Origin of the sequence: Janthinobacterium lividum, from assembly GCF_011601275.1 — a bacterium.
In the GTDB taxonomy this organism is placed as follows: Bacteria; Pseudomonadota; Gammaproteobacteria; order Burkholderiales; family Burkholderiaceae_D; genus Janthinobacterium; species Janthinobacterium lividum_E.
Map to the genome: position 1 here is coordinate 304,810 of NZ_JAAOLY010000004.1, position 19,403 is coordinate 324,212.

The window sequence follows — 19,403 nt, forward strand, 5'->3', positions numbered from 1 at the left end:
CCCCGTGCCTTCCTGCGTCAAGCCGCGCGCGGCCGGGGCAACTCGCTCAGCCCGGCCGGTCCCGCCAGCCCCGGTCAGCCCTTGTCGTCTTCCTCCTTGCCGCCCTGCCGGCCAGTGCTGCTGCGCGCCGTCGTGCTGCCGCGGTTTTCATTGGCGCGCTGGGCCGATTGCCGGCTTTCGCCGCCTTTCCTGCCGATTTCCGCCATGTGTTCGCGGTTGCGGCTGACGGCTTCGCCGCCTTTCTGTCCGGCACGGCGTGCTTCTTCCGAGTCGAATTCATGCGCCGTGCCCTTTTGATGGGCTGCCTGGCCGCCCTTGCTGGCAATTTCGCGCTGCTGCTCTTCATTCATGGCGGCGAAACCGCGCTTGCTCGTGCCTTTGGCGCTGCCCGATTCGCTGGCTTTCTGGCTGCTGCCAGCGCCTTTGCCCTGTTCATTACCTTGATTGCTAGCCATGTCGCTCTCCTTGCTGTCGAGTGGGGGTCAAGTGGTCGATACAGGCGCTCAATGCGCCTGATCGGATTGCCTGCTGGTATCGCGGTTGCTGCCCGCGCCGTCGCGGTGGCCCGTGGCGTGCATTTTTTCAATCATTTCACGCTGGCGCTGCGTGGCTTTTTCCGTTTCTTCGGCCGTCTTGCGCACCACTTCGTCAGCGAAGGCCACGGCCGTGCGGCTCGCTTCGGGCAAGTGGTTCTCTGCCGTGCGGTTCATTTCGACATTGGCGCTGGCGACGAGATTGCCTAGTTGCTGCTGGTACTGGCGCAGTGTGTTGCCGCTTGGCTGCAACTGGCCGGCGGCCAGCGACATGAGCTCACCCGTGTCGCGCGCGCACAGCAGTTGCTGGCTGGCGCTGCTCCACTCCTGCAACAAGTCTTGCGCCAGCCGCAGATGCAGCTCGCTTAACTGCTGCACCGTATCGAACATCTTGCGCGATAGTTCCGTGGCGAAATTGCACTGGGCCTCGAGATGGGACTTCAGGGCGGGGCTGAGACTGGGGGACATACTGTTTGGGAACATGTTCTACCTCAATGAAAAGCGGATCCAGAAAACACCCGGTGCACCGGATGCGGCGTATGGTGAAACAAGCAAAGGGATAGACGCCCAATGGCGCGCCAGGTTCCATGGCAGATGCCGGTTTGGCGCGAGAATGGGGGCTGGCAGGTGGAAAAACGCGATCACTTTGTGCTGGATCAAATGAACGTCAATCAGGCCGACGCAGTGGGCAGCCATGTCGCTTGTGTGGAAAATGCATGTTTACAGGCCCGGCCGTGCGACAATAGCCGGCTCGCGGCAGCGCAGCCGATGGCCGGCGCGCGTGGCTGAGCCGAGCATCGCCTTACTTTTTACCTGATTCCGCGACCATGACGCATCCCGAATACATCCTGACCCTGTCCTGCCTGGACCAGCGCGGCATCGTGCACCGCGTCTCCGGCTTCCTGGCCGAGCGCGGCTGCAACATCCTCGATTCCGCCCAGTTCGGCGACCAGGAATCCCAGCTGTTCTTCATGCGCGTGCATTTCGCGCTGGAAGACGGCGCCGTCAGCGACGCCCAGTTGCGCAGCGACTTCGCCGACCTGTCGCAAGCCATGCAGTTGAATGGCCCCTTCCACGGCCAGTTGCACGATGCGCGCGTCAAGCCGCGCGTCATGCTGATGGTGTCGAAGATCGGCCATTGCCTGAACGACTTGCTGTTCCGCTACAAGAGCGGCTTGCTGAACGTGGAAATTCCCGCCATCGTGTCGAACCACATGGAGTTCTACCAGCTGGCGGCCAGCTACAATATTCCCTTCCACCACCTGCCGCTGGCGGCCGGCGCGCCGGAAGCGGCCAAGCTGGCGCAGGAAGCGAAGATCATCGACTTGATGGACACGCACAAGATCGACCTGGTGGTGCTGGCGCGCTACATGCAAATCCTGTCGCCCGGCCTGTGCCAGGCGCTCGACGGCCGCGCCATCAATATCCACCATTCCTTCCTGCCCAGCTTCAAGGGCGCCAAGCCGTATGCGCAGGCGCATCACCGCGGCGTCAAGCTGATCGGCGCGACGGCCCATTTCGTCACGGGCGACCTGGACGAAGGCCCGATCATCGAGCAGGACGTCGAGCGCGTCGACCATGCGATGGATGCGGAAACCCTGACGGCCATCGGCCGCGACGTCGAGTGCGTGGTGCTGGCGCGCGCCGTGAAATGGTTCGTCGAGCACCGCATTTTGAAAAATGGCGACAAGACGGTGGTTTTCCGCTGATACCGACTTCACTATTCACTTTACCGAGACAGAAACACGATGGCCCTTAAAGCAACAATTTTCAAAGCCGATCTGCAGATCGCCGACATGGACCGCAATTACTACCAGGATCACGCGCTGACCCTGGCGCGCCACCCGTCCGAGACGGACGAGCGCATGATGGTGCGCCTGCTGGCGTTCGCCATCCACGCCGACGAGGCGCTGACCTTCACCAAGGGCCTGTTCGACACGGAAGAGCCCGACCTGTGGCAGAAAGACCTGACGGGCGCCATCCAGCTGTGGATCGAAGTGGGCCAGCCCGACGAAAAGCGCATCCTGAAGGCGTGCGGCCGTTCGGAGCAGGTCATCGTCTACAGCTATGGCGCAACGAGCCACATCTGGTGGAAGCAGATCGCCAACAAACTGGAACGGGCGAAAAACCTGACCGTGATCAACCTGCCGTCCGAAGCGGCGCAAGACATGAGCAAGCTGGCGCAGCGCAGCATGCAGCTGCAATGCACGATCCAGGATGGCCAGATCTGGCTGACGGACAGCGTCAACACGGTCCTGATCGACCGCGAACCGGTGAAGCCGGCCCGCTGATTTGACTGTAGGAAACGCAAAAAGCCCGGAGCGATCCGGGCTTTTTTCGTTGTGAACGATCAATTCGGTGCTGCGCCCAGGCGCTTGATGCTGCTCGAACGCTGCATGCTGCGGCTGATGCGCGGGTCGCCGTAGTAGCTCACTTCGCCCGAACCGCCGATGCTGATGGTCAAGTCGTCCTTGGCCCATACTTGCGCTTCGCCCGAGCCGCCGATGCTTACCTGCACCTCGCGCGCCGCCAGCTTGCCGGCCTGGATATTGCCCGAGCCGCCGATCGACGCCGTCAGCTGCTCCGTCTTGCCGCTGGCCTTGAAGCTGCCGCTGCCGCCGATGGCAATGGAAACTTGGCGGCTGTCGAGGTCGCGCGCATGGATGGAGCCGGAACCGCCCACGTCGAAGCGCAGGTTCTCGGCGCGCAAGCCCGTCGCCGTGATGTTGCCCGAGCCACCCACGCTGACGCGCTCCACCTGGCGCGCCTGGATGACGATGGTCAGGCTGCTCTGGCGGAAATTGGCGTTGCGCTTGGCGGGGCGGATGCGCAGGGTGCCGTTTTCCACGGCCGTGTCGATCAGCGGCAGGATATTGTCGTCCGCTTCGATGGTGACGCTGTCCGTGTTGCCGATGCGCAGTTCGACCGTGCCCGGCACGTTCAGCGCCACGGCATGGAAACTGCCCACGTCGCGCGTCTGCTTTTGCAGCTTGCCGCTGCCCTGGATGCTGTTGCCGGAAATCCAGTCGAGCGGCGATGCCAGCGCCGGCGCGGCCGGGCTGGCCAGCGCGCAGGCGGCCAGCAGCAGGGCGGTCGCGGCGCTGGCGTGGCGGCGGTGGCGCGGGTGGAAAAGTGGCTGTGTCATTCTTGCTCCCTGTTTTGAATTGGTATACTTGCATGGTATGCCAGCCGGCCGCGCCTGCGTACCGCCCTGCGACAGACTGCGCCAGCGGCGGCATGGAATGCAGGAGGATGCGACAGGATGGCATGAGGTATCATGCCGGTATTGGACATACGACGACCGGCACGCGCCGCTCACACTACTGGAATTACATGCTGATCATCACCATCAAACAGGGCAAGGAAAAGAGCTTGCTGGGCCAATCGTGGATTTACGCGTCCGCGATTGAAAAAGTCGAAGGCAAGCCGCAGGAAAAAATGAAGCCTGGCTCGACGGCCATCGTGCAAAGCTCGGCTAAGCAATTCATCGCCCGCGCCGCCTACAATTCGAAGTCGCAGATCCGCGCGCGCATCTGGAGCTTCAAGGAAGACGAACCCGTCGACCACGCGCTGATCAAACGCCGGGTCAAGGCCGCCATCGAGAAAAAACTGCCAGCCATCAAGAAGGCCGGTGAAAACCAGCTGCTGACGCTGATCAAGGGCGAGGACGAGGGCTTGCCGGGCCTGGTGGTGCAGCTGTTCGGCGGCGTGCAAGGCTATCTGATCTGCGAATTCAACGCCGGCGGCGTCGACGCGTGGAAAGTGGCCATCGTGCAATCGCTGATGGCCTCCACCGGCTGCGTCAACGTGTACGAGCGCTGCGACGATCTGATGCGCAAGGGTGAAGGCTTGCCCCTGATCGACGGCGCCCTGGCCGGCGAGGAACCGCCCGATGAAGTCATGCTGACGGACAATGGCGTGCGTTATGCGCTGGATTTGAAGACGGGGCACAAGAGCAAGTTCCGTTGAGGATTGCTGTGGTTCGTGAAAAAGCCGGCGCTTGCCGGCTTTTTCACGTCCGCTACTCCAGCGGCACGCTACGGTATTTATTTACCTCCAGGGCCGACACGGCCGGCGCATCATTGCCCCACGACACGCGCAGGTACGTCACCACGGCCGCCACTTCCGCGTCATCCATGACGGGGCCGAACGGCGGCATGCCGTAGGGACGCGGGTTGCCGCGGGTGCCGGGCGCGAAGCCGCCGTTGAGCACGAGGCGGATGGCGTTGACGGCCGACTGCGTCGTCAGCGCGCGGTTGCCGGCCAGCGGCGGATAGCCGGGCGGCAAGCCCTTGCCATCGGCCTGGTGGCAGCTCGCGCATTGCGCCTCATACAGTTTCGCGCCCAGCGCCAGTTGCTGCCTGGCTTGCTCCGACGTGTCGCGCGGCGCCCGTTGTGCGGGCTGCGCGGGGCCGGGCAGGCTCTTCAGGTAGACGGCCATCGCCTGCACGTCGGCCGTGCTCATGTGCTGCAAGCTTTGCCGTACGACTTCCGCCATGGGGCCGAACACGGTGGCGCGCGGCGACACGCCCGTTTGCAGCAATTCCACGATATGCGCCGTATCCCAGTCCCCAAGGCCCGCTTCCGCGTCCGACGTCAGCGAGGGCGCGTACCAGCCCAGCACGGGGATCAGGCCGCCCGACAGGCCGTCGTCGCTGCCGCCCAGGGTGGTGCGGCTGCTATGGCAGGCGCTGCAGTGGCCCAGGCCCTGCACCAGATAGGCGCCGCGGTTCCATTCCATGCTTTTGTTTGTGAGCGGCTGGTACACGCCGGGCTTGAAATACAGGGCGCGCCAGGCGGCCAGCGCGATCTGCTGGTTGTAGGGGAAGCGCAGCGCGTGCGGCGCGTTCGTTTGTTTGTGCGGCGGCACGCTCTGGAAATACGCGTACAGGGCGTCGCTGTCTTCGCGCTGCACCTTGGTATAGCTGGTGTAGGGAAAGGCGGGATACAGCAGCCGGCCATCTTTTGATTTGCCATTGTGGATGGCGCGCCAGAAATCGTCGGCCGTCCAGCTGCCGATGCCCGTTTCCTTGTCGGCCGTGATGTTGGGCGAGAGCACCTTGCCGAACGGCGTCTGCAAGGCCCGGCCACCCGCATACGGCACGCCGCCGCGCGTCGTGTGGCAGGCCATGCAGTCGCCCGCCTTGGCCAGGTAGGCGCCGCGCGCGACCAGCTGTTCCTGGCTCAGGGTGCTGGCCACGGCGGGCGGTCCCAGATCGTCCGCCGGCCACAGGATGAATTTGGCGCCGGCCGCAACGATGGCGACGCCGGCAATCGCGATCATCCATTTTTTCATGGCGCCACCTGCGCGCTGGAGCCGGGTACGCCGCCGCAATGCAGCGGTAGGGGCAGGGCGATGCTGCTGGCGGGCCGCGCGTCGGCGTTGGCGACCTGCGTGCCCAGCCAGGCCGAGACGGCGCCCACGTCGGCATCCGACAGGCGCTGCGCCACTTGCGCCATGCAGTCGGGAGCGTGGGCGCGGCGGATGCCGTTCTTCCATGCGCCCAGCTGGGCGTTGATATAGTCGCGCGGCAAGCCCAGCAAGCCGGGGATGGCGGGCGCCACGCCGGCCAGCTGCTGGCCGTGGCAGGCGATACAGGCGGGTATCTTTTTGCCGGCATCACCGCGCAGCACCAGCTGCTGTCCGCGCGCCAGGGCCGTCGTGCCGGCGCCGCTGGGCTGGGCCGGCGGCGGGGCAGGGTGCTGTGCCGCAAAATACTCGGCGATTTCGCGCAGGTAATCGTCAGGCAAGTGCTCGACCATATAGTTCATCATCGGATACTGGCGCCGTCCCTCGCGAAAATTCAGCAGCTGGTTGTACAGGTAGCCGGCAGGCTTGCCGGCGATGCGGGGAAAGAAGGCATCGTGCTTTTCCTGTTGCGCATGACAAGACGTGCACGCCTTGATGCGCTGCTCCAGGCTGTCGTGGCTGGCGGAGATGGCAGCGGGCGCGGCTATGGCCAGCATCAGCACGAGGGGAGAATGCAGTAGCATGGAAAGTCGCATGGGGAAATCACCTGTCTCGTCGGTCTGTGTCGCGTGCCGGTGTTGCTGCCCGGATGTTGTTACCCTAGCATATACCGGGTACTGTCACTGTGACAGGATCAGTTGTGCAATAAAACCACGGATCAGTTTGAGGAGCAGGGTTGAAACGATATGAGGAATTGGCGGAAGAAGTCGGCGCCATGATCAGCACGCAGCTGTTGCTGCCAGGCGATAAATTGCCGTCCGTGCGCCAGCAGCATGCGCGCAGGGGCGTGAGTCCGTCGACGGTATTCCAGGCGTATTACTTGCTCGAGGCGCGCGGCATGATCGTCTCGCGTCCCCGCTCCGGCTACTACGTGGCGCCGCAGCGCGCCGCGCTGGCGCCCGAGCCGGACAGTTCGCATCCGCTGGCCGCCAGCACCACGGTCGACGTCAGCGACCTCGTGTTCGAGGTGCTGGGCGCCGTGGGCGCGCGCGATATCGTGCCGTTCGGCTCGGCGTTTCCCAGCCCGCTTCTGTTTCCGATGGAACGGCTGGCGCGGGCCGTGTCGGCCAGCATGCGCCGCCTCGATCCGTGGAGCACCGTCACGGATTTGTCCTTGGGTAATGCCGAGCTGCGTCGTCAGATCGCCCTGCGCTACCAGCTCGACGGCGTGCCCGTTTCCAGCGAGGACATCGTCATCACGAATGGCGCGCTGGAAGCGCTGAACCTGTGCCTGCAAGCCGTCACGCGGCCAGGCGATACGGTGCTGATCGAGTCGCCCAGCTTCTATGCCTGTCTGCAGGCGCTGCAGCGGCTGGAATTGAAGGCCGTGGAAATTGCCACCAGCCCGCGCGACGGCGTCGACCTGGCCGCGCTGGAAGAGTTGCTGCAGCGCCACCAGCCCAAGGCGTGCTGGCTGATGACGAGTTTCCAGAATCCGCTGGGCAGCCTGATGCCGCCGGAAAAGAAGCGCGCGCTGGTCGAACTGCTGGCGCGCCATGGCGTGCCGCTGATCGAGGATGATGTGTATGGCGAGCTGTACTTTGGCAAGCAGCGCCCCGGCCTGACGAAAAGCCACGACAGCGCGGGTTTGGTGATGCATTGCAGCTCGTTTTCCAAGACCCTGGCGCCCGGCTTTCGCCTGGGCTGGGCCGTGGCGGGCCGCCATGCGCGCCAGGTCGAGCGCCTGAAGCTGACGACCAGCCTGTCGGCACCGATACCGCTGCAGATGGCGCTGGCCGATTACCTGGCGCAGGGCGGCTACGACCGCCATTTGCGCCAGCTGCGGCTGACCCTGGCGGCGCAGCAAAACACCATGCTGCAAGCCATCGCCGTGCATTTTCCGCCCGGCACGCGGGTAACGCGGCCGCAGGGCGGTTATTTCGTCTGGGTGGAGATGCCTGCCGGTATCGATGCGCTGGCCTTGCACCGCAGCGCGCTGGCGGCCGGCATCAGCATCGCGCCCGGCCCCATCTTTTCCGCCACGCGCGCGTTTCGCCACTGCATCCGCCTCAATTACGGCCACCCGTGGAGTCCGCAACTGGAAGAGGCGATTGCCACGCTGGGGCGGCTGGCGCAGGCGGCAACAAGCGGTACATGAAAAAAAATCCCTTGCGGTAGCAAGTGTTTCATTCCAAAAAGAAATATTGCTGTTATATTGAAGTATCTATAACTAATGATGGGAATGATAATGGATAACACGCAGCCGGAAGTGGGTCGTACGCAAGATACGACGATCGCCATCCTGTCCCACGTTGGCGGCCTGTTCACCAGCTGGGTGGCGCCGCTGATCATTTACTTGATCAAGAAAGATGACGCGGATAAATTCTCGGCCGAGAATGCCCGCGAAGCGCTCAATTTCCAGATCACCCTGATCATCTGGTATTTCGTCTGCTTCATCCTGTCGTTCGTGCTGATCGGCCTGTTCCTGTTCTGGATCGTGGCGCTGGCCAACCTGGTATGCTCGATCGTGGCGGCCGTCAAGGCCAGCAATGGCATCACTTACCGTTATCCGCTGACTTTGCGCCTCGTCAAATAAGGCTGCGCCGGCCGCCGGGTTTCAGCCCGGGCGGCCGGGTAGTATGAGGAATGACGCAAAGTCGGGCGTCACCGCGCTGGTGACGCCTGTTTCATGCGACCACAACACGACCACCGGCTCGCCCGATGGCCCCGCGTGCGCATAGTCAAAACAATAGTAATCGCCTGTGCCGAACTGGGCGAAGGGCAGCAGGCTGGCGGCATCGTTGCCGCCATCTACGTTTTCCAGCCATTCCTGCCAGCCCGTGTTGTAGTGGCGCTCGATTGATTCCCACGTCTTGCGCGCATTGGCCGCGTCGTACACGGGAAATACGTTCAAGGCGCCCAGCGCGCGGCCATTGTTCTCCAATAACCATTTCACATAGGACGCGGGCAGCGCTCGCCCCAGCGCCTGTTCGGCGGCGGCGATTGCGTCAAGCGTGGTGCCGATGGACTTGCTCTTGCTCATCTTGCGGGAGGGCGCCAGTTTCAGGCGGGTGCGGACGGCGCGGCCGGCGGCGTGCTGGCGCGCGGGGCTTTTTGCGGCGTGACTTTACCGCCTTCGGCGATCCAGCGGCGGTACACGCGCAGGGCCACTTGCGCATCGTCGGCCGCGTACAGTATCTGCTTTTCCGTCAGGCGCGAGGTGGCCCAGTTGGTGGTCGAGATCTTTTTCGATTTCTGCAGGTGCAGGCCGAAGAACTTGGCCACGGCCGTCTTCGCGCCCAGGTCGTTGCGCTGGCCGCCGCGCAGGGCGACGGACAGGTCGAGCACCTGGGCCGGCGCGATGCCCAGCTTGTTGCGCAGGCGCTTGACGTCGTCGGACAGGCCAAAGCCCACCTTCAGGGTGGTGGTCGATTCGAGGATGGCTTTGAGTTCGGCCAGGGCCGGCGCCGGCGTACTGCCCACCTGGAACAGGTAGGCGATGTCGTCGGTGGCCAGCTGGATCAAATGCGGTCCCGTGGAAGACTCGCCCTTGACGAACGTCGGCTTCGATTCCGTATCGAAGCCGATGGCGTCCGCTGCCAGCAGGGCGGCCATGGCCGCTTTTGCATCATCGCTGGTGCGTACCAGCTTGACGTGCTCGAGGGCGATGCCTTGATACGGGGGCAGTGGCGGTGCGGCAGCTGTGTCCATGAAACCGGATCAGCCTTTGCGCGAGAATTTCGCGGTCAGCTGATTCAGTTTTTCCAGGCGCAAGCGGTTCGCTTCTTCGGCGGCGGCCGCGTCGCGCTCGGCTTTCTTGCGCTCGGCTTCCTTCTTGAAGCGCTGCTGCAATACTTGCGTGGCGTGGTCGCGGTGGGTTTGCGTCACTTCCGCGCCGGCTGTACCGTCGAGGTCGTAGCGTACCTTGGCTTTTTCCATCACGCGCAGGTAGCGCAGCGAACCCGTGTGGATGCCCAGCGCCGTGCGCATCAGCTTGCGGTCCAGGTCCGGCAGGCGCGCCAGGATCTGCTTGTCGATACCGATCGACAAGGGCAGGCAATCGCGGAATGGCGGGAATTGCTCCTGGAACTGCTTCAGCAGCGCGCGCGCGGTCAGGCCGGCCGGCGCCGGCGTGGTCGCTGCGGCCGGTGCCGCCGCTGGGGCTGCATCGATTGGCGTGTCAGGAGTGGTGGCTTGCTGGTCTGGCGTGGAGCTGGTCATCGACATCATTGGTTGGGCTATAAAAGGGGAGCATAGCACGCGCCACAGGCAAGTGCATTGTCTTTTTTGGCAACTTGACCTGCGATAAGCGGCTTCGCACTGCAGCGGATGCAGCGCGAAATACGGGAAATGTGTATAATGTCGGCTTGCGCTGATGACTGGACCCCGTTTTTGACGGTCTGGCTCAGGTGTGCAGGGGATAGGAGCAGTGCGGTACAGGACCCCAATTATTAGTATTTTTGATATCGGATATTCCTCTTATCAATTATCCAGATAACTGGCCTTCGTGCATAATCTTGCTCTCCGCTGTGTCTTCACTGAACAACAATAGATTCAAGCCCGTTCTGGTACGGGCTTTTTTTCATTCCGCAATGTACATCGCTTATTTATCTGACCCGGCTTCGGCCCCGCCGCTCCGCATGACGGATGCGCGGGCTTTGAACGTCCCGATAGACAGGCGCCGCTGCCGTTAACACGGCAGCCGCAACAATACGCTCCATCGAGTCCGGTTTCGCAGGCTTAGGTGGAATCATTCACTTCGCGCCGACACCATCTGGTCTCGCATTAAGAGATATCTCATGAAGAATACGCCAAAAACTTTAACGTTGTCCGCCAAGGCGCCACGCCCAGCCGCGGCACCACTTGCCGTACCCAAAACGACTTTATCTTACTTCATCGATAATGCGCAAGCGAATCCGGAAGCCACCGTCACGACGGCGCCGACCGTCGTCACCGTGGTGAAGAAAAGCCGCTCGCGCCTGGCCGCCGTGCCACCGGCCGATGCGGCAGCGGAAGCGGCCGTCAGCGCGCCGGCCGCCGAGGCCGTTGCCGACGTGGCAGAGGTGGCCGATGCCGCGCCGGCCAAGACGCCAAGCGTGAAGATCGCCCCTGGCGCCAAGGCTCCGGCCGCGCCGCGCAAGGTCAGCGAAAGCGCCGCCACGAATAAGGTGGTGACGGCAGCCCGTTCGAAAGTCGTGCGCGCCAAGCCTGAAGCGGCGCCCGTGACCATCATCACCGGTGCGCAAGTGGTCAGCAAGACCACGGACGCCGATGCCCTGGCCGCCATCGATACGTCGAATTACTTCCTGCCAACCGTCAAGGTGCCGGGCCGCCGTGGCCGCAAGCCAAGCGAATTCACGCCGGAAAACGATGAAGTGGCAGCACTGAACGCCGTCGAACGCGCCGAACTGAAGGCTGTATCGAAAGCGCGCGACCGCAAGGCCAAGGGCGGCCTGGCCGATGCACTGGGCGATCCGGAAGCATCGGCAGCGGACCTGGAACGCCGCCGCAAGCAGATCACGGGTTTGATCAACATGGGCAAGGAACGCGGTTTCCTCACCTATGCCGAGATCAATGACCAATTGCCGGAAAACATCATCGATCCGGAAGCGATCGAAGGCATCATCGCCACCTTCAACGACATGGGTATCGCCGTCTACGAGCGTGCCCCTGACGCGGAAAGCCTGTTGTTGACTGACAACGTCGCCACCGTCACCAGCGACGATGAAGTGGAAGCGGCCGCCGCGACCGCCTTGTCGACCGTCGACTCCGACTTCGGCCGCACCACCGACCCCGTGCGCATGTACATGCGTGAAATGGGCGCCGTGGCGCTGCTGACGCGCGAAGGCGAGATCGAGATCGCCAAGCGCATCGAAGGCGGCCTGAAAGACATGATCCAGGCCATTTCCGCCTGCCCGACCACCATCGGCGAAATCGTTGCACTGTCGCAAAAAATCGCACGCGACGAAATCAAGGTCGATGAAGTGGTCGACGGCTTTGTCGATTTGAACGAAAGCAATGCCCCGGCGCCAGCCGCTGCCGCCGCGCCCGCCGCCGCCAGCGGTGACGACGAGGAAGAGGAAGAAGAAGCCGAGGAAGAAGACGGCGACGCCAATGGCGGCGCGGCCGGTTTCTCGAGCGAGCAATTGGCCCAGCTGAAAAAGAATGCGTTGGAGAAATTCAACGTCATTTCGACGCAGTACGACAAGATGCGCAAGGCGCCAGAGGGTTACAACTCGAAAGCCTACGTCAAGGCGCAGGAAGCCATTTCGCAGGAATTGCTGGGCATCCGCTTCACGGCCAAGGTCGTGGAAAAGCTGTGCGACACGCTGCGCGGCCAGATGGAAGAAGTGCGCCACATCGAGCGCGCCGTGCTGGAACTGTGCGTGAACAAATGCGGCATGCCGCGCGCCCACTTCATCAAGGTATTCCCAGGCAATGAATGCGACCTGGAATGGGTCGACCGCGAAGTCGATTGCAAGTATCCGTACAGCGCCATCCTCAGCCGCAACGTGCCTGCCGTCAAGGAACTGCAAAAGAAGATGATCGACCTGCAAGCGCGCGTGGCCCTGCCGCTGGCTGACTTGCGCAAGATCAACAAGCAGATGGCTGCAGGCGAAAAGCGTGCCCGTCACGCGAAACGCGAAATGACGGTCGCCAACTTGCGCCTGGTCATTTCGATCGCCAAGAAATACATCAACCGCGGCTTGCAATTCCTCGATCTGATCCAGGAAGGCAACATCGGCTTGCTGAAGGCCGTCGACAAGTTCGAATACCGCCGCGGCTACAAGTTCTCGACCTACGCCACCTGGTGGATCCGCCAGGCCATCACGCGTTCGATCGCCGACATGGCCCGCACCATCCGCGTGCCGGTGCACATGATCGAAACGATCAACAAGATGAACCGCATCTCGCGCCAGATCATGCAGGAAACGGGCAGCGAGCCGGACCTGGCGACCCTGGCCGTCAAGATGGAAATGCCGGAAAACAAGGTGCGCGAAATCATGAAGATCGCGAAAGAGCCGATTTCCATGGAAACGCCGATGGGCGAAGATGGCGATTCGCAACTGGGCGACTTCATCGAAGACAACACGACGTTGGCGCCGCTGGATGCCGCGCTGCACGCATCGATGCGCAACGTGATCAAGGAAGTGCTCGACTCCCTGACGCCGCGCGAAGCGAAAGTGCTGCGCATGCGTTACGGCGTGGAAATGTCGAACGACCACACCTTGGAAGAAGTGGGCAAGCAGTTCGACGTGACGCGCGAGCGCATCCGCCAGATCGAAGCGAAAGCCATGAGCAAGCTGCGCCAGCCTTCGCGTTCGGACAAACTGAAAACGTTCTTGACGCAAAACTAGGCAGTCATAAAAAAAAGAGGCGCAAGCCTCTTTTTTTTCGTCCATCCCCAGCGTTGGCTTACATGAAATACGTGCGCTGGCCTTGCAGGCCGGTGCGGAAGTGGCGCCGCGCGCGGTACAGCGCCGCGCCGCAGGCGGCGGCGATGACGGTCATGAAGAACCAGTCCAGCGGGTTGCGGCGCGGGGGCGCCGGCGACGCTTGCGACGGCACGGCGAAGGCCTGGAATTTATGCCCCGTGTAGACGGCGCCCACCACCAGGCCGGCGTCCGTGATCTTGTTGGTCAGGTACAGGCCATCGTCGCGGCGGCGCACCGTCATCACGCCTTCCTTGTAGACAAAGGTCATCGGTTCATAGCCGTTGATGTTGACGCTGCCGACGACGTGTCCGGCAGCGTTGACCGCCGTGGCGTAGCTGTCGCCCTGGCCGATCATGGCGCCCAGGTCGAGCATGCGCTTGCCGTCCCAGGCAAAGGCGTGCCAGCGGCGCTTTTCCGTTTCCGAGGCGCCCACGATCAGGCCCGCGTCATTGATGGCGGTGGCTGAACTGATGCGTCCGCCGGGCAGGGTGTCGATTTCCTGCATGCCCGCGCCGGGGCGGTAGACGAAGGCGCGGCGGTAGCCGTCGCCGCGCTGGGCCGTGCCCACCACCACGCCATGGTTGTTCAGGCCGCTGGCATAGCTGCTGGCGCCGCCCAGGGTGCCCAGGTCTTGCAGGCTGTGGTCGGCGTGCGTCACAAAGGCGTGAAAATCGCCGCCGCTCGTATCGGCATAGCCGGCCACCTGGCCGCCGCGCGCGATGGCCGTGGCATAGCTGCTGGTGCCGCCCAGGGTGCCCAGGTCGCGCATGCCGCCCGCCGCGTCGTAGCGGAAGGCGTGCCAGGCGCCGCTGGCCGTCTGCGCCGAACCGACCACCACGCCATGGATATTGATGGCTTTGGTAAAACCTTCATCGCCGCCCAGGGTGCCCAGCTCGCGGATACGGCCATGCTGGTACGTCACGGCGCGGCGCCGTCCTTCTTCTTCCATGATGATGCCGGCCACCAGGCCGGCCGGGTTCAGGTCGGACGCGATGCTGCCATTGCCATCTCTTTCACCAAAGCCCCGTTCGGCATAGATGGTGGCGCTGGCGGTGGAGACGGCGGCCAGCAGGCACACGCCGAGCAGTGGAGCGGGGAAGCGGGAGAACCGTGGCAGCATGATAGTTTCCTCAAGAAAAAACTTACTATACTTTTCAATGCTAAAAATGCATACTTAATTCGCTACTGTTTTTGCTAATTTTTGCATTTCGTCATTCTCGGCCGGCGCGCCTTTCCTGGGTTGCGGCAAGTGGATGGCCAGCACCGTGCCCTGGCCGGCCTGGCTGTCGATGCGCAGTTCGCCGCCCAGCGCGTGGACACGTTCGCGTATGCTTTTCAGGCCGAAGGCGGCCCGCTTGCCGTGGTCGCCCGGCTGCATGCCGATGCCGTTGTCGCTGATGCGCAGCACGATGGCGTCCGTATCCTGCGCCAGCGCCACTTCCACTTCGCTGGCCTGGGCGTGGCGCACGATGTTCGACAGCGATTCCTGCAGCACGCGGAAGATGGCTGACGTCTGGCGCTGGTCCAGGCCCAGGTCGGGCGCCTCGCTGTCGAGCGTGAGCCGGTAGCGGATGGCGCCGCGGCCCTCCATCTGGCGGATCAGCCATTCTGCCGCCGGGCCCAGTCCCAGTTCAAGGGTACTGGGATGCAAGTCATTGATGATGGTGCGCACGGAGCGGATGGTGGTATCGATGGTGTCGAGCACGCGCTGGGCGTGGCGGTGCAGGCGCGGGTGGGCTTTGGCCGTGCGCGCGTGCAGCAGCGACACATCGATGCGCAGCACCATCAGGTTCTGGCCCAGGTCGTCATGAATGTCGAGCGAGATGCGCCGCCGCTCCTCTTCCTTGATGGTTTGCTGGTGGTCGGTCAGTTCGCGCAGCTGGGCCAGGGTGCGCTGCAGGTTTTCCTCGTTGCGCTTGCTGTCGGTGATGTCGATGGCCATGGCGATGATCATCTGCGGCTGGCCGTCGTCGTCAAACACGGGTTTCTTGTGCGTCTGCACCAGGCGGTTTTCCTGCAACTGCGCGTTCCATACCAATTCTTCGCGGATCACCACCTTGCGGCTGGCAAACGCTTCCTGGTCCGCCGCGTGGAAGCCCATGTTCTGTTCCGTGGGGAAATGCTGCAGGTCGCGTCCCTCGGCGATGTCCTGCTGGCGCACGCCCCATTGCTGTTCGCAGGCCTGGTTCATCAGCACGATGCGCGAATCGGCATCCTTGAGGAACAGCGACAGGGGCATCATGGAAATGATGTCCTGCAGCCGCTCTTCGCTGCGCGCCAGGGCGGCTTCCGTTTGCGCGCGCATGGCGATTTCCGCGGACAGCTGGAGATTCACGTCGAGCAACTGGGCCGTGCGCAGGGCCACGCGGCTTTCCAGCTCCGCATGGGCCACGCTTAACGCGTGTTCGGCCCGCTTTTGTTCGGTGATGTCGCTGGCCAGCACGAGCGCGCCCGTCAAGGTGCCCAGCTGGTCGTACAGGCAGCGGCCGCTGATCATGGCCCAGCGTTCCGAGCCGTCGCTGTGCCAATACTGCAGTTCGCCCATGCAGCTGTGTTCCTGCGTGCGCCTCAGCGGGCACAGGCGCAACAAGGTCGCTTCATCGTGGAATTCGCTCATCGTGTGGCCCAGCAGCTTTTCCGCCGGGATGCCCAGCATGTCGCACAGGCGCTGGTTGATATGCAATATCGTGCCTTGCGCATCCGTTTGCCACATGCCGTCCTGCGCCGTCTCGCTCAGGTCGCGGTAGCGCATGACGCTGGCGTCGAGCTGCAGTCGCGTGTTGGCCACGTGGGCGCGCAGCTTGCGCATCAGCCACATGGCTGTGCTGGCGGACGTCGCCAGCAGCAGCGACAGCCAGACATGTTCCCAGAAGTCGAGCTCCTGCCAGGCCGCGCCCGCCAGCCAGCCCAGCATGATCAGGATGAGGGCGGCGCATGCCGCACTCAGCGTTTCAATCGACCATTTGCTCATCCGCGTTCCTGGCGTCATGGTTGGCCGCTGCCGTGCGCTTGGCGCCGGAGAGGGGGAGTGTCAGCCGCCAGTGTAATACCAAATGTTGTTTTCTTGAGAATATTTTTCCATTGGGAAAGCAAAAGGCCGGCCCTTGCGGTGCCGGCCCCTGCCTGCCGATGGCAGTTTGACGCGATCAGCCCGTGTTGCGCAGACCTGCCGCGACGCCGTTGATCGACAGCTGGATACCGCGGTGCACCCGTTCATCCACTTTACTGGCGCTGGACAGCGCGCGGTTGCGCTTGATCAATTCCACCTGCAAATGGTTCAGCGGGTCGAGATAGGCGAAGCGGTTCTGGATCGAGCGGGCCAGCAGCGGATTGCCCGCCAGGCGTTCCGTATTGCCGGTGATCAGCTCCAGGCAGCGCAAGGTGTTGCCATGCTCGTCCGTAATGCGCTTGTAGATGCGTTCGCGCAAGTCCTGGTCCGCCACCAGTTCCGCATAGCGCGAGGCGATCGCCAGGTCCGTCTTGGCCAGCACCATGTCCATGTTCGACAGCAAGGTGGCAAAGAATGGCCATTCGGCATACATGGCGCGCAGGGTGGCGATCTTGTCATCCTTTGCGGCGCCGTCGGCCTGGTTGATCCAGGCCTCGATGGCGCTGCCGAAGCCGAACCAGCCCGGCAGCAGCAAGCGGCACTGGCCCCAGGAAAAGCCCCAGGGAATGGCGCGCAAGTCTTCGATGCGCTGGTTGGCCTTGCGCGAGGCGGGACGGGAACCGAGGTTCAGTTCGGCGATTTCCGCAATCGGCGTGGCCGAGAAGAAATACTCCGTAAAGCCCGGCGTTTCATACACGAGGTGGCGGTAGGCGTGATAGGCGAGGTCCGACAGTTCCGCCATCACGGCTTCGAACTGCGCCAGCTGGCTGTTGCGGGCCGGATTGGCTTCCTGCGGCGCCAGGCTCGCTTCCAGGGTGGCGGCGACCAGCAATTCCAGGTTGCGCCGGCCGATTTCCGCGTTGGAAAACTTCGAGGCGATGATCTCGCCTTGCTCCGTCAAACGGATCTGGCCGTTGACGGTGCCCGGCGGCTGGGCCAGGATGGCTTCGTAGCTGGGTCCGCCGCCACGGCCCACCGTGCCGCCGCGGCCATGGAACAGGCGCAGCTTGACGCCGGCCTTGCGGAAATCGGACACGAGCGCCAGTTCCGCCTTGTACAGTTCCCAGTTCGACGTAAGGAAACCGCCATCCTTGTTCGAGTCGGAATAGCCGAGCATGACTTCCTGCAACTGCCCCTGCTTGGCGATCAGCTGCTTGACTAGCGGCAAGGCCATGACCTGGCTCATGATGCCGGCCGCGCGCTGCAGGTCGGGGATCGTCTCGAACAGGGGGATGACCATCAGTTCGCACGTGCTGTCGCCGTCGCCTCCGGCCTTCCAGTCGGTGCGCAGCAAGCCCGTTTCCTTTTGCAGCAGCAATACTTCCAGCAGGTCGGACACGGTTTCCGTGTGCGAAATGATGTAGTTGCGAATGGCCCGCGCCCCGTAGCGCTGACGGATGTCGCGCGCCGCGCGCAGGATCGCCAGCTCGGAATCCGTTTCGGTGGCGTAGGCGATATAGGGCGAATACAGCAAACGCGGCTGGGCCAGTTCGTTCAGCAGCAGCGCCTGCTTGTCTTCCTCGGACAGGGCCGTGTAGTCGGCGGCCACGCCGCTTTTCGCGAACAGGTCGGCCAGCACGCGCTCGTGCACGTCCGAGGTCTGGCGCATGTCGAGCGACGCCAGGTGGAAACCGAAGATGTCGGCCGCGCGCGCCAGGGTGGCCAGGCGGGGGCGCACGAGGGCCGCGCCGTGGTGCGATTCGAGCGAGGCGACGATGGTGCGCAAGTCGGCGACAAAGGCGGCCGCGTCCGGGTAGGCCGCTGCCGCGCCCACTTCCTTGCGCAGGATGTTGGTGGCGCCCAGGGCGCGGGCCGTGGCGGCCAGACGCGCATAGATGCCGATCAGGGCGCGGCGGTACGGTTCGTCGCTGCGGTGCGGCGAAGCGTCCGGCGACTGGTCCGCCAGCGCCTGCAGTTCGGCACTCACGCCCACCATCAGGGTCGAGACGGACAATTCCGCGCCCAGCGCGTGCACTTCGTCGAGGTAAAAGTCGAGGATGGTGGTGGCGTGGCGCGCCAGCGCGTGCTGCATGGTGCCCGCGTTGACGTTCGGGTTGCCGTCGCGGTCGCCGCCGATCCAGCTGCCCATCTGCACGTAGGCGGCGTTGATCGGCTCGATGGTGCCGTCGCCGTTCGGATACTCGGCGGCGATGTCTTCCTCGATGTCGTCATACAGGCCCGGCAGTTCGCGCAGGAAGGTGATGCGGTAGTAGGACAGGGCGTTTTCGATCTCGTCGGCCACCGTCAGCTTCGAATAGCGCAGCATGCGCGTCTGCCACAGGGTGGCCACGCGCGAGCGCAGTAGCTGCATGTTGGCTTGCCGTTCTTTCGGCGTCTGCGGCAGGTCGCGCTCGGCCAGCAGGCGGGCGATGTCGTGCTCTGCGTCAAGGATGCTCTTGCGCTGCACTTCCGTCGGGTGGGCCGTCAGCACGGGCGCGATCAGGGCGTCCTGGAAGAAGGTATCGACGGTCTTGCGCGGCACGCCGGCCATGCGCAGTTTTTTCAGCGCGAAGCTGACGCTGCCCTTTTGCGCAGGGGAACCAGCCAGCAGGTGGGCGCGGCGGCGGCGGATGTGGTGCTGGTCTTCCGCGATGTTGGCCAGGTGCGAGAAATAAGAAAAGGCGCGCACGACGGAAATCGTCTGTTCGCGGCTCAGTTCCTTGAGCATGGCGTCCAGTTCCAGGGCCGCGTCCGCGTCCGCTTCGCGGCGGAAGCGCACGGAAGTCTGGCGTATGGTTTCCACCACATTGAAGACGGCGTCGCCTTCCTGTTCCCGCAGCACGTCGCCCAGCAGGCGGCCCAGCAGGCGGATGTCTTCTTTCAGCGGCGCGTCCTTGTCGGAGCCGGCCGCTGGAACTATTTCTGGTGCTACTGCGTCATTGAGCATAATAAAGAACCAAAGTAAGTGTAAAAGC

18 protein-coding genes are annotated in these 19,403 nt (G+C 63.5%); 7 read left to right on the plus strand and 11 right to left on the minus strand.

Annotated elements, in window-relative coordinates:
• Window positions 1-74 precede the first annotated feature (74 nt).
• Window positions 75-455 (minus strand): KGG domain-containing protein, encoded by a 381-nt coding sequence (locus tag GYK42_RS08705; protein WP_166447149.1) that lies wholly within the window; start codon window positions 453-455, stop codon window positions 75-77.
• Window positions 456-503: 48 nt separating this feature from the next.
• Complete coding sequence (locus GYK42_RS08710; protein WP_240943517.1) at window positions 504-1,001, minus strand: phasin family protein; 498 nt, start codon at window positions 999-1,001, stop codon at window positions 504-506.
• Between the two features lie 102 nt (window positions 1,002-1,103).
• Between GYK42_RS08710 and GYK42_RS08715 the strand changes: the two genes are divergently transcribed.
• The 3 genes from GYK42_RS08715 to GYK42_RS08725 are packed head-to-tail and all read left to right on the plus strand — an operon-like array spanning window position 1,104 to window position 2,824.
• Window positions 1,104-1,322, plus strand: coding sequence for a hypothetical protein (locus GYK42_RS08715; protein WP_166447151.1), 219 nt, complete (start codon window positions 1,104-1,106; stop codon window positions 1,320-1,322).
• 38 nt (window positions 1,323-1,360) lie between these two features.
• A complete protein-coding gene (purU, locus tag GYK42_RS08720; RefSeq protein WP_034786194.1) occupies window positions 1,361-2,242 on the plus strand; it encodes a formyltetrahydrofolate deformylase in 882 nt (293 codons plus the stop codon).
• Window positions 2,243-2,281: 39 nt separating this feature from the next.
• The gene (locus GYK42_RS08725; RefSeq protein WP_034786185.1) at window positions 2,282-2,824 is read left to right on the plus strand and encodes a YaeQ family protein; all 543 of its coding nucleotides are present in this window, start codon (window positions 2,282-2,284) and stop codon (window positions 2,822-2,824) included.
• A 59-nt stretch (window positions 2,825-2,883) separates the two neighbouring features.
• Here GYK42_RS08725 and GYK42_RS08730 read toward each other — a convergent pair whose 3' ends face one another.
• Window positions 2,884-3,678: a head GIN domain-containing protein gene (locus tag GYK42_RS08730; protein ID WP_166447152.1), complete on the minus strand. Its 795-nt coding sequence runs from the start codon at window positions 3,676-3,678 to the stop codon at window positions 2,884-2,886.
• Window positions 3,679-3,866: 188 nt separating this feature from the next.
• Between GYK42_RS08730 and GYK42_RS08735 the strand changes: the two genes are divergently transcribed.
• Window positions 3,867-4,502: an SAM-dependent methyltransferase gene (locus tag GYK42_RS08735; protein WP_046682538.1), complete on the plus strand. Its 636-nt coding sequence runs from the start codon at window positions 3,867-3,869 to the stop codon at window positions 4,500-4,502.
• 52 nt (window positions 4,503-4,554) lie between these two features.
• Here GYK42_RS08735 and GYK42_RS08740 read toward each other — a convergent pair whose 3' ends face one another.
• On the minus strand, window positions 4,555-5,829 hold the full coding sequence (locus GYK42_RS08740; protein ID WP_166447153.1) for a c-type cytochrome: 1,275 nt from the start codon (window positions 5,827-5,829) through the stop codon (window positions 4,555-4,557).
• Complete coding sequence (locus tag GYK42_RS08745) at window positions 5,826-6,527, minus strand: c-type cytochrome (RefSeq protein WP_240943518.1); 702 nt, start codon at window positions 6,525-6,527, stop codon at window positions 5,826-5,828. The genes GYK42_RS08740 and GYK42_RS08745 overlap by 4 nt, the downstream gene beginning before the upstream one ends.
• A 152-nt stretch (window positions 6,528-6,679) precedes the next feature.
• Here GYK42_RS08745 and GYK42_RS08750 point away from each other — a divergent pair, with 152 nt between their 5' ends.
• Together GYK42_RS08750 and GYK42_RS08755 are read left to right on the plus strand one after the other, a co-directional pair.
• Window positions 6,680-8,101, plus strand: coding sequence for a PLP-dependent aminotransferase family protein (locus GYK42_RS08750; RefSeq protein ID WP_166447154.1), 1,422 nt, complete (start codon window positions 6,680-6,682; stop codon window positions 8,099-8,101).
• A gap of 90 nt (window positions 8,102-8,191) precedes the next feature.
• Complete coding sequence (locus GYK42_RS08755; RefSeq protein WP_046682483.1) at window positions 8,192-8,539, plus strand: DUF4870 domain-containing protein; 348 nt, start codon at window positions 8,192-8,194, stop codon at window positions 8,537-8,539.
• 21 nt (window positions 8,540-8,560) lie between these two features.
• Here GYK42_RS08755 and GYK42_RS08760 read toward each other — a convergent pair whose 3' ends face one another.
• From GYK42_RS08760 to GYK42_RS08770, 3 genes are read right to left on the minus strand one after another with little or no spacing between them, the layout of a single operon-like run.
• Window positions 8,561-8,986: an SMI1/KNR4 family protein gene (locus GYK42_RS08760; RefSeq protein ID WP_166447155.1), complete on the minus strand. Its 426-nt coding sequence runs from the start codon at window positions 8,984-8,986 to the stop codon at window positions 8,561-8,563.
• A 20-nt stretch (window positions 8,987-9,006) separates the two neighbouring features.
• Window positions 9,007-9,654 (minus strand): 3'-5' exonuclease, encoded by a 648-nt coding sequence (locus GYK42_RS08765; protein WP_046682485.1) that lies wholly within the window; start codon window positions 9,652-9,654, stop codon window positions 9,007-9,009.
• A 9-nt stretch (window positions 9,655-9,663) separates the two neighbouring features.
• The gene (locus GYK42_RS08770) at window positions 9,664-10,173 is read right to left on the minus strand and encodes a ProQ/FINO family protein (RefSeq protein WP_166447156.1); all 510 of its coding nucleotides are present in this window, start codon (window positions 10,171-10,173) and stop codon (window positions 9,664-9,666) included.
• A 569-nt stretch (window positions 10,174-10,742) separates the two neighbouring features.
• Here GYK42_RS08770 and rpoD point away from each other — a divergent pair.
• Complete coding sequence (rpoD, locus tag GYK42_RS08775; RefSeq protein ID WP_166447157.1) at window positions 10,743-13,301, plus strand: RNA polymerase sigma factor RpoD; 2,559 nt, start codon at window positions 10,743-10,745, stop codon at window positions 13,299-13,301.
• A 58-nt stretch (window positions 13,302-13,359) separates the two neighbouring features.
• Here rpoD and GYK42_RS08780 read toward each other — a convergent pair whose 3' ends face one another.
• The 3 genes from GYK42_RS08780 to ppc all read right to left on the minus strand — a co-directional run bounded on the left by GYK42_RS08780 (window position 13,360) and on the right by ppc (window position 19,375).
• Window positions 13,360-14,499: an HAF repeat-containing protein gene (locus GYK42_RS08780; protein ID WP_166447158.1), complete on the minus strand. Its 1,140-nt coding sequence runs from the start codon at window positions 14,497-14,499 to the stop codon at window positions 13,360-13,362.
• A 54-nt stretch (window positions 14,500-14,553) separates the two neighbouring features.
• Window positions 14,554-16,350, minus strand: a complete 1,797-nt coding sequence (locus tag GYK42_RS08785; RefSeq protein WP_166447159.1) for a PAS domain-containing sensor histidine kinase — start codon at window positions 16,348-16,350, stop codon at window positions 14,554-14,556.
• A 175-nt stretch (window positions 16,351-16,525) separates the two neighbouring features.
• Window positions 16,526-19,375: a phosphoenolpyruvate carboxylase gene (gene ppc / locus GYK42_RS08790; RefSeq protein WP_166447160.1), complete on the minus strand. Its 2,850-nt coding sequence runs from the start codon at window positions 19,373-19,375 to the stop codon at window positions 16,526-16,528.
• Window positions 19,376-19,403: the final 28 nt, after the last annotated feature.

Bases quoted from the DNA above. Each gene is read 5' to 3' on its own strand.
- GYK42_RS08705 (WP_166447149.1), bottom strand. From the start codon at position 455: ATGGCTAGCAATCAAGGTAATGAACAGGGCAAAGGCGCTGGCAGCAGC.
- GYK42_RS08710 (WP_240943517.1), bottom strand. From the start codon at position 1,001: ATGTCCCCCAGTCTCAGCCCCGCCCTGAAGTCCCATCTCGAGGCCCAG.
- GYK42_RS08715 (WP_166447151.1), top strand. From the start codon at position 1,104: ATGGCGCGCCAGGTTCCATGGCAGATGCCGGTTTGGCGCGAGAATGGG.
- purU (WP_034786194.1), top strand. From the start codon at position 1,361: ATGACGCATCCCGAATACATCCTGACCCTGTCCTGCCTGGACCAGCGC.
- GYK42_RS08725 (WP_034786185.1), top strand. From the start codon at position 2,282: ATGGCCCTTAAAGCAACAATTTTCAAAGCCGATCTGCAGATCGCCGAC.
- GYK42_RS08730 (WP_166447152.1), bottom strand. From the start codon at position 3,678: ATGACACAGCCACTTTTCCACCCGCGCCACCGCCGCCACGCCAGCGCC.
- GYK42_RS08735 (WP_046682538.1), top strand. From the start codon at position 3,867: ATGCTGATCATCACCATCAAACAGGGCAAGGAAAAGAGCTTGCTGGGC.
- GYK42_RS08740 (WP_166447153.1), bottom strand. From the start codon at position 5,829: ATGAAAAAATGGATGATCGCGATTGCCGGCGTCGCCATCGTTGCGGCC.
- GYK42_RS08745 (WP_240943518.1), bottom strand. From the start codon at position 6,527: ATGCTACTGCATTCTCCCCTCGTGCTGATGCTGGCCATAGCCGCGCCC.
- GYK42_RS08755 (WP_046682483.1), top strand. From the start codon at position 8,192: ATGGATAACACGCAGCCGGAAGTGGGTCGTACGCAAGATACGACGATC.
- GYK42_RS08760 (WP_166447155.1), bottom strand. From the start codon at position 8,986: ATGAGCAAGAGCAAGTCCATCGGCACCACGCTTGACGCAATCGCCGCC.
- GYK42_RS08765 (WP_046682485.1), bottom strand. From the start codon at position 9,654: ATGGACACAGCTGCCGCACCGCCACTGCCCCCGTATCAAGGCATCGCC.
- GYK42_RS08770 (WP_166447156.1), bottom strand. From the start codon at position 10,173: ATGATGTCGATGACCAGCTCCACGCCAGACCAGCAAGCCACCACTCCT.
- rpoD (WP_166447157.1), top strand. From the start codon at position 10,743: ATGAAGAATACGCCAAAAACTTTAACGTTGTCCGCCAAGGCGCCACGC.
- GYK42_RS08780 (WP_166447158.1), bottom strand. From the start codon at position 14,499: ATGCTGCCACGGTTCTCCCGCTTCCCCGCTCCACTGCTCGGCGTGTGC.
- GYK42_RS08785 (WP_166447159.1), bottom strand. From the start codon at position 16,350: ATGAGCAAATGGTCGATTGAAACGCTGAGTGCGGCATGCGCCGCCCTC.
- ppc (WP_166447160.1), bottom strand. From the start codon at position 19,375: ATGCTCAATGACGCAGTAGCACCAGAAATAGTTCCAGCGGCCGGCTCC.